General features: G+C 69.8%; 5 protein-coding genes. 3 read left to right on the top strand and 2 right to left on the bottom strand.

Annotated elements, in window-relative coordinates:
* Positions 1-36: 36 nt before the first annotated feature.
* Together ABZX37_RS38020 and gltB are read right to left on the bottom strand one after the other, a co-directional pair.
* Complete coding sequence (locus ABZX37_RS38020; RefSeq protein ID WP_354748004.1) at positions 37-1,545, bottom strand: glutamate synthase subunit beta; 1,509 nt, start codon at positions 1,543-1,545, stop codon at positions 37-39.
* Positions 1,538-6,079 carry a glutamate synthase large subunit gene (gene gltB, locus ABZX37_RS38025; RefSeq protein WP_354748005.1) on the bottom strand — a complete coding sequence of 1,514 codons (4,542 nt, stop codon included), beginning with the start codon at positions 6,077-6,079 and terminating at the stop codon, positions 1,538-1,540. Before gltB ends, ABZX37_RS38020 begins: the two co-directional genes overlap by 8 nt.
* A 398-nt stretch (positions 6,080-6,477) precedes the next feature.
* Here gltB and ABZX37_RS38030 point away from each other — a divergent pair, with 398 nt between their 5' ends.
* From ABZX37_RS38030 to ABZX37_RS38040, 3 genes are read left to right on the top strand one after another with little or no spacing between them, the layout of a single operon-like run.
* A complete protein-coding gene (locus tag ABZX37_RS38030) occupies positions 6,478-6,819 on the top strand; it encodes a hypothetical protein (protein ID WP_344268093.1) in 342 nt (113 codons plus the stop codon).
* 41 nt (positions 6,820-6,860) lie between these two features.
* A complete protein-coding gene (locus ABZX37_RS38035) occupies positions 6,861-8,669 on the top strand; it encodes a hypothetical protein (protein ID WP_354748007.1) in 1,809 nt (602 codons plus the stop codon).
* 15 nt (positions 8,670-8,684) lie between these two features.
* Positions 8,685-9,491: a hypothetical protein gene (locus ABZX37_RS38040; RefSeq protein WP_354748009.1), complete on the top strand. Its 807-nt coding sequence runs from the start codon at positions 8,685-8,687 to the stop codon at positions 9,489-9,491.
* Positions 9,492-9,576 lie beyond the last annotated feature (85 nt).

Genomic DNA, 9,576 nt, shown 5'->3' on the forward strand with positions numbered 1-9,576 from the left:
GCGCGCCGTTGCGCCGGGGCCCGAGCCATGGACCGGTCACACCACCGCGAGCGGCAATGCGGTCGGGTGCACGGGGGCGGGAAGGTCGGAAGCGCCCGTCAGGAAGGTGTCCACCGCGGCGGCCACGGAGCGGCCTTCAGCGATGGCCCACACGACCAGCGACGCGCCGCGGTGGGCGTCGCCGCAGACGAAGACCCCGGGGGTTTCCGTTTGCCAGTCCGAGCCGCACGACAGGGTGCCTCGGCGGGTCAGGGTCAGGTCCAGGCCTTCCAGCAGCGGCATTTCCTCGACGCCTTCGAAGCCGATCGCAAGCAGGACCAGGTCCGCGGGCAGCGTTTCGACCTCGTCGTTCACCGGGACCACCTCGCGGCGGCCGGTTTCCGGGTCCTTCTGCACGCGGACTTCCTGCAGTTCCACGGCTTTCACGCGGCCGTTGCCGTCGTCGACGAACCGCTTCACCGCCACGGCGAACTTCCGTTCGCCCGCTTCCTCGTGCGCCGGGTAGGTGCGCAGGATGTACGGCCAGGTCGGCCACGGGGACCGTTCGTCGTCGCGGGTTTGCGGCGGCGTCGGGTACTGGTCGAGCTGGGTGACCGACAGCGCGCCTTGCCGGGTGGCGGTGCCGTAGGAGTCCGCGCCGGTGTCGCCGCCGCCGATGATCACGACGTGCTTGCCGTCCGCGTCGACCGGGGACGGGCCGTCGCCTTCCACGGACTTGTTGGCCGGCACCAGGTGTTCCATCGCCAGGTGGATCCCGTGCAGCGATCGGCCCGGCGTGGTGCGGTCGTCACGGCCGCGCAGGGCGCCGACGGCGAGCACGACCGCGTCGTACTGCGCGCGCAGGTCTTCCACCGACAGGTCGACGCCGACCTCGCAGCCGGTGACGAACTTCGTGCCTTCCTTGCGCAGCTGCGCGAGGCGCCGGTCGAGGACCTTCTTCTCCATTTTGAACTCGGGAATGCCGTACCGCAGCAGGCCGCCGAGCCGGTCGTCCCGTTCGAACACGGTGACCTCGTGGCCCGCGCGGGTCAGCTGCTGCGCCGCGGCGAGCCCGGCCGGACCCGAGCCGACGACGGCCACCTTGCGGCCCGAGGACACCTCGGCCACCTGCGGCTGCACGTATCCGGCTTCCCACGACTGCGCCGCGATCGTCTCTTCGACGCGCTTGATCGCGACCGGCCCGCCGGACAGCGGCGAGATCGACAGTACGCAGCCCGCCTCGCACGGCGCGGGGCACAATTTCCCGGTGAATTCCGGGAAATTGTTGGTGGCGTGCAAGCGATCGCTGGCCGCCGCCCAGTCGCCGCGGCGGACGAGGTCGTTCCATTCCGGAATCAAATTGCCCAGCGGACAACCGGAACCGCCGGAGTGGCAGAACGGGATGCCGCAGTCCATGCACCGCGACGCCTGCGTGCGCACCTGCTCGTTGCGCTCGTCCGGCGAGACGTCCGCGTAGACCTCGCCCCACGAGGAAAGCCTTTCCTCGTATGACTTCTTCTGAGGTTCTTGCCTCTGGTGCTTCAGAAAACCGGTGGGGTCAGCCACGAGCCGCCTCCATGATCGCTTCGTCGACATCGCGGCCCGCAGCACGCGCTGCCTTCGCCGCATCGAGGACCCGCTGGTAGTCGCGCGGCATCACCTTGGTGAACGCCGCCGCGCGCCGGGTCCAGTCGCCCAGGAGCGACGCGGCCACGGCCGAGCGGGTGAGGTCGTGGTGCTGCTGCACGATCTGCTTGAGCCAGGCCAGATCCTCCGGGTCCGGCGGAAGCAGGTCCACCATGTCCTGGTTGACCTTCGCCCGGTCCAGGTCGAGCACGTACGCGCTGCCGCCGGACATCCCGGCCGCCAGGTTCCGCCCGGTCGGGCCGAGCACCACCGCGCGGCCGCCGGTCATGTACTCGAACGCGTGGTCTCCCACGCCCTCGGCCACGACCGTCGCGCCGGAGTTGCGGACGCAGAACCGTTCGCCGACCTGCCCGCGCAGGAACAGTTCGCCGGACGTCGCGCCGTAGGCCAGCGTGTTGCCCGCGATCGTCTGCTGTTCGGCGGCGAAGCTCGCCCCCGGATGCGGGCGGACCACGATCCGGCCGCCGGACAGGCCCTTGCCGACGTAGTCGTTGGCGTCGCCGACCATCTCCAGCGTGATGCCGCGCGGCAGGAACGCGCCGAGCGACTGCCCGGCCGAACCGGTGAGCAGCACGTGGATGGTGCCGTCCGGCAGGCCTTCGCCGCCGTAGCGGCGCGTGATCTCCGAGCCCAGCAACGTGCCGACCGTGCGGTTCACGTTGCGCACCGGCAGTTCGAGACGCACCGGGTGCGCGTCTTCCAGCGCCGCCTCGGCGAGCTGGATGAGCGTGCGGTCGAGCGCGTGCGCCAGGCCGTGGTCCTGCTCGCGCACGCGCCGCTTAGCACCGCCGTACGGCGTTTCCGCGGGCATGTCGAAGACCGGGCCGAGGTCGAGCCCGGAGGCCTTCCAGTGCTGCACGGCCTCGTCGGTGTCGAGCATCTCCGCGTGGCCGATCGCCTCGTCGAGAGTCCGGAATCCCAGCTGTGCCAGGGTTTCCCGCACTTCTTCGGCGACGAACTCGAAGTAGCGCACCACGTGGTCGGCTTGCCCGGTGTAGCGCTTGCGCAGCTCCGGGCTCTGCGTGGCAACGCCGACCGGACAGGTGTCGAGGTGACAGACGCGCATCATGATGCAGCCCGCGACCACCAGCGGCGCCGTCGCGAAACCGTATTCCTCGGCACCGAGGAGCGCCGCGATCACGACGTCGCGGCCGGTCTTCATCGCACCGTCCACCTGCACCGTGATGCGATCGCGCAAACCGTTGAGCAGCAACGTCTGCTGCGTTTCGGCGAGCCCGATCTCCCACGGCGTCCCGGCGTGCTTGAGCGAGTTCATCGGCGACGCGCCGGTGCCGCCGTCGTGCCCGGAAATCAGCACGACGTCCGCGTGCGCCTTGGACACGCCCGCCGCGACCGTGCCGACGCCCAGCGAGGACACCAGCTTCACGTGGACGCGGGCCTTCTCGTTGGCGTTCTTGAGGTCGTGGATCAGCTGCGCCAAGTCCTCAATGGAGTAAATGTCGTGGTGCGGCGGCGGGGAAATCAGCCCCACGCCCGGCGTCGAATGCCGTGTGCGCGCGATCCACGGGTACACCTTGTTCGGCGGCAGCTGCCCGCCTTCGCCCGGCTTCGCGCCCTGTGCCATCTTGATCTGGATGTCGTCCGCGTTCACCAGATACTCGCTGGTGACACCGAAACGGCCCGACGCGACCTGCTTGATCGCGCTGCGCCGCTGCGGGTCGTACAGCCGCTCCGGGTCTTCGCCGCCCTCGCCGGTGTTGGACCGGCCGCCGATGCGGTTCATCGCGATAGCGAGAGTTTCGTGCGCCTCGGCCGAAATCGAGCCGTACGACATCGCCCCGGTGTTGAACCGGCGCAGGATCGCCGACGCGGGCTCGACCTCGTCCAGCGGGATCGGCTCGCGCGCGCCGTCGCGGAACTTGAACAGCCCGCGCAGCGTGCCGCCCTCGCGGTAAAGCCGGTGCACCTCTTCGGTGTACTCGCGGTACACCTCGTCGCGGCCGGTCTTCGACGCGTGCTGCAGCAGGAACACCGTCTCCGGCGTGAACAGGTGCAGCTCGCCCTCGCGGCGGTACGCGTACTCGCCGCCGGTTTCGAGTCCACGGTGGACCCGGTCGGTCGGGTTGTCCGGGTACGCCCGGCGATGCCGCACCGCGACCTCTTCGGCGAGCACCTCCATCCCGACGCCGCCGAGCTTCGACGACGTTCCGGTGAAGTACTCGTCGAGCAGTTCCTGGCTCAGGCCAAGGGATTCGAACACCTGCGCAGCGGTGTACGCACCGACTGTGGAAATGCCCATTTTGGACATGATCTTCAGGACGCCCTTGACGAGCGCCTGCACGTAGCTGCGGATCGCCTTCGCCGGCTCGATGCCGGTGATCGCGCCCTGGCTGATCATGTCTTCGATGGTTTCGAAGGCCAGGTACGGGTTCACCGCCGCCGCGCCGTAGCCCAGCAGCAGCGCGATGTGGTGTACCTCGCGGGCGTCGCCGGTCTCCACGACCAGCGCGACGCGCAGCCGTTCCTTGGTGCGCACCAAGTGGTGGTGCACCGCCGAAACCAGCAGCAGCGACGGGATCGGCGCCATCCGGTGGTCGGAATCGCGGTCGGACAGCACGAGCGTGCGCGCGCCCGCCGCGATCGCCTCGGACGCGTCGCGCCGCACCCGCTCGATCGCCGCCGCCAGCGCGTCCGCCCCGCCGTCCACTTCGTACAGTCCGGAAAGGACACTGCAGGCGAAACCGGGCAGATCGCCGTCGTCGTTGATGTGGATGAGCTTGGCCAGCTCGTCGTTGTCGATCACCGGGTACGGCAGGTTCAGGTGCCGGCAGGAGGCGGGCCCGGGAGCGAGCAGATTGCGCTCCGGCCCCATGATCCGGCTCATCGACGTGACGAGCTCCTCGCGGATCGCGTCCAGCGGCGGGTTGGTCACCTGCGCGAAGTTCTGCTTGAAATAGTCGTAGAGCAGCCGGGACCGCTTGGACAGCACGGCGACCGGGGTGTCCGACCCCATCGACCCGATCGGCTCGGCCCCGTTGGCGGCCATCGGCGCGAGCAGGATCTTCAGTTCTTCTTCGGTGTAGCCGAAAGCGAGCTGGCGGCGCAGCACCGAATCGTGGCTCTGCACCACGTGGTCGCGGTCGGGCAGCTCGGCGATCTTGAGCAGCCCGGCGTGCAGCCAGTCGCTGTACTGCTGCTTGCGCGCCAGCGCGGACTTGACCTCTTCGTCGTCCACGATCCGGCCCGCCGCGGTGTCCACGAGGAACATCCGGCCCGGCCGCAGCCGGCCCTTCGCGACGACGTTTTCCGGTGCCACGTCAAGGACTCCGGCCTCGCTGGCCAGCACGACGCGGCCGTCGGCGGTGTGCCACCAGCGCGCCGGGCGCAGTCCGTTGCGGTCGAGCACCGCGCCGACGAGCGTGCCGTCGGTGAAGGTGACGCACGCCGGGCCGTCCCACGGTTCCATCAGACTGGCGTGGAACTGGTAGAAAGCCCGCCGTTCCGGATCCATCGAGGTGTGGTTCTCCCACGCCTCCGGGATCATCATCAGCACCGCGTGCGGCAGCGAGCGGCCCGCGAGGTGGAGCAGCTCCAGCACCTCGTCGAAGGACGCCGAGTCCGACGCGTCGGCCGAGCAGATCGGGTACAGCCGCGAGAGATCGCCGGGAAGCAGGTCCGAGTCGAGCAGTGCTTCGCGGGCGCGCATGCGGTTGCGGTTGCCGCGGATCGTGTTGATCTCGCCGTTGTGCGCCACGAACCGGAACGGGTGCGCGAGCGGCCACGACGGGAAAGTGTTGGTGGAGAACCGGGAGTGCACGAGCGCGATCGCGCTGGCGAGCCGGGAATCGCGAAGATCGGGGAAGAACCGCGGCAGCTGCTCGGGCGTGAGCATGCCTTTGTAGACGATCGTGCGCGTGGACAGCGACGGGAAGTACGTGCCGCAGCCGGAAGCGAGGCTTTCGTGCTCGACGCGCTTGCGCAGGCAGAAGGCCAGCCGGTCCAGCTCCAGGCCGGTTTCGCCGTGCGGCGACGACACGAACAGCATCGCGAAGTGCGGCATCACCGAACGCGCGGTGGGGCCGATCTCCGCGCCGTCGGTGTCCACCGGGACCTCGCGCCAGCCAAGGACGCTGAGCCCCTCTTCGGCCGCGATGCGTTCGGTGAGCCCGATCGCCTTGCGGCGCTGCTCGTCCTCGGCGGGAAGGAACGCGATCCCGGCGGCGTATCCGCCGCTGGCGGGCAACGGGAATCCCGCCTCGGCGCGCAGCAGTTCGTCGGGCAGCTGCAGCAGGATCCCGGCGCCGTCGCCGCTCGTCGGCTCGGCTCCCGCGGCTCCGCGGTGGTCGAGATTCGTGAGCGCGGCGAGACCGTCGGTGACGATCCCGTGCGTGCGGCGGCCCTGGACGTCGGCGACCATGGCGACGCCGCAGGAATCCTGCTCGGTGTCCGGGTCGTACAGACCCTGCTTGCCGGGGATGGCGGAGAAGATCATGGAAAAGGGACCTCCTTCGTCGTTTCGTGCGGTGGCCGGCGAACCGGCCGCGGGGAGCGCACGGGACGACGATGGCCCGCTTGTTAGCGCGACTTTAACACCTGGGAAACACCCCAGCAGCGCCTCGGAGCTCCCCGAACGGGGAAGAACGGTAACGATCCGGCAGCGCGGAACGACATAGTTCCGGATGGGTTCTGAGATGCTTCGGTCCGCGAAGCATAAGCCCCGAAGCGGCCCCGCGCACCTGTCACGTGACGAAGTCGATCCGCCCGCTTCGTCCCCTTCGTCCGATCCTCCCAGGTAATCGCACAAATTTCCGGGAACCGCCCACGCCCGGTGATCGTCGGTTGCCATAGTGTTCGGCAACCGAATAGCTCACGGGGAGGGCGGTTTCTTTCATGTCCGGCATAGAAGTCGACGTCGAGACGATGAACCAGTACGCCGAGGTGCTCGACAGCCTCCACGAGAAGATCAGCAAGATCAACGACTACATGCGCTCCACCGCGTGCGACACGTCCGGTTTCACCGGCCTGTTCGTGGTGCTGCAGCCGGTGGTGCAGCTGGTCGGGAACCTCTACGGCGGCACGCTCGATTTCGGCCACTCGCGGCTGACCTCGCTGTCCGACGGGGTCAAGCAGGCGGCGCAGGCCTACGCGCACCACGACGCGAATTCCGCGCAGCTGCTCCAGAAGTTCATCGACCAGTTCGACGGCATCGACTCCGGCCGCGGCGCGGCCTGATGCGCATCCGCACCGCACGGTTCTGACGAGGGGGACAAGACATGGCACGGCACGGCGGAGGCCATGGCGGCAGCCACGGCGGCGGCCACCACTCCGGGGGAACGGGGACGACGCATCCGCCGTCCCGCCCGGGCGGCAACCAGCCGCATCCCGGGGGCAACCAGCCGCACCCCGGCAATCAGCCGCCTCCGGGCGGGAATCAGCCGCACCCGGGCGGCAATCAGCCTGGCCACCCGGGCGGGAATCATCCGGGCGGCACCGGCCCGGACGGACGCCGTCCGTCCGGAGGGGACGACCAGACGCATCCGAGCGGCACCGGGGGAAACTCCGGCGACGACGGCAACGGCAGGCACCGCGGCCGGCACGGCGACGACAACGGACAGTCCAATGACGACGGCAACGGCCGGGACGGCCGGGATGGTCGCGACGGCAGGGATGGCCGCGACGGTCGCGACGGCCGGGACGGTCGCGATGGCCAGGACGGCGGCGACGAAGGCGGCGATGGCCGGGGTCGCGATCGCGGCAACGAGGGCGGCGACGAAGGCGGCGGCCGGGGAGGCGACGAAGACGGCGGCCGGGGAGGCGACGAGGGCGGCTCCGGCAGTGAAGGCGGCGACGGGGGCGGCGAAGGCGGCTCCGGCAGCGAGGGCGGCGAAGGCGGCGGCAACGGCGGCGAGGGCAATACCGGGGGTTCGGGCGGAGACCCAGGCGGGGTTCCCGGCGGCACCGGCGACTTCGACCGCGGCGATTCGATCGTCGAATTGCTGCAGCCGCCGGAAGACACCTCCGGCGAGGACGTCCAGGCGCTGGTGAAGGACGCCGGCGTCGAGGTGATGGCCGTCGAGTGGGTGTATCAGAAGTTCACCGGCACCACGCTCACCCAGCAGTTCATCGAACCGCTCACCGGCGACTTCTCGAAGATGTCGGCCGACGCCGAGGCGTGGCGCAACATCTCCGAGGCGATGAAGGCGTTCTCCGAGGTGATGGTCGCCAACGAGAAGACCGTCAGCGATTCCTGGCACGGCATGGCTTCCTTGGAGCACAAGGCTTACGTGCAGGCCGGGTGGCGGGCCGGGCTCGCCGCCGAGGCCGGGATCGCGTCGCTGATCGCCAAGGGTTTCGACCTGCTGTCGGACACGTCGAAGAAGCTCGCGGCCAAGGCGCTGGACCTGCTGAAGAGCCTGATCGACCGGCTGCTGGTGATGGCCGCGGAGGCGTGCGTCCCGATCGCCGGCTGGATCGCCGACGCGATCACCGCGTTCAGCGAACTGCTGCCGCTGATCAACGCCCTGATCTCGATCATCGAGATGATCCAGGACATCATCACTAAGGTCCAGGACATCTGGAACTCGATCAAGGACATCGGGTCGCAGCTGCAGAAGATCAAGGACGTCGGCAGCATCGGCGACCTCGTCGACATCGCGAAGAACATCGGCGGCGACGTCGGCGACATCAAGGACAACGCCAAGGGCATCGGCCAGGACGCCAAGGACGCCGTGCAAGCGGGCAAGGACGGCGTCAACGAGTCGCGCGAGGCGCACGCGGAGAACCGGCGCTCGCGCGAAGGCGACTCCGGGGACGAGGGCGGCGACCACCGGTCCGGCGACGAGGGCAACCGCCGCTCCGGCGACGAAGGCGACCGGCCGCAGGGCTCGGGCGACCGAGGGCAGGACCAGCGGTCCGAGCCGAACGGACAGCAGCACCAGCCCCCGCAGCACCAGCAGAACCACCAGCCTCCGCAGCAACCGAACCACCCGCCGGCGCAACCGAATCACCCGCCCGCGAACCACCCGCCGTCCCATCCGCCCCGTCGCTCGGCGAGCGGCCGGATCCACGGCCGCATCGACTAAGGAGGAACTGCCGAGATGTCCCAACCCGCGACCGCGGACGATTCGTGGAAGACGCCTGAGCTGCGGGAGGCCGAGGCCGCGCTCGACCGGACGGTCCGCAAGTCCCAGCAGCTGCTGAAGGACCTGGAGAAGATCAAGCTCCGCCCGCTGCCGAAAACCGACACCCCGGAGCGGATCGAGGCGATCAAGAAGGCCGCCTCGCGTCCGGACGCGCCCGCCCAGCTGCGGCTGGTCAAGCAAAAGGTCGACGCGGGCGAATTCACCTGGGAGGACGTCGCCGCGGGCCGGGCCTTCGCCGACCCCGAGGTCCGCGCTCTCGCCGACGAAAAGCTCAGCGAGGCCAAGGACATCCTCGAGGAACTGGAGGAGGGCCAGTCCCCCGAAGAGATCCTCGAGGCGCGCACCGGCGGCGCCGGGAACCCGTTGTCGGACACCGGACGCGCGACGTATCAGGACACGCCGGACAAGCCCGCCGGGTTCTCCGCCGCGGACCCGCTGGCGAGCAGCGGCCGCCCGCAGCCCCCGGCCCCGCCCGCGCCGGGTCCCGCGGAGTACTCGAACGAGAATCCGCTCGCCGACCGGACGCCTCCGCCTCCGCCGGCTCCGGCTCCGCCGAAGGAAGAACCGCCCGCTCCTCCCGCTCCGCCTCGGCATCGCGCGCCGGAACCGCAGCCGGAGGACGATTTCGCCGATCCCCTCGCCGACCGAGGCGACCGGCCGAAGCGGTCCGCGCCCCAGCCGCCGCCGTCGTCGGGCCGCCGTGCCCGACGTCAGGACTCCGGCGATGACGACGACTACTTCGGCGGTTCGTTCCTCAGCTGAACCCCGCTCCGCTCGCGCAGAAGTCCGTGAGGGGAACCCTGAGGGACTCTGATTCCCTCAGGGTTCCCCTCACGGCCGACAACCG

Origin of the sequence: Amycolatopsis sp. NPDC004079 (genome assembly GCF_040610415.1) — a bacterium.
Taxonomy (GTDB): domain Bacteria; phylum Actinomycetota; class Actinomycetes; order Mycobacteriales; family Pseudonocardiaceae; genus Amycolatopsis; species Amycolatopsis halotolerans.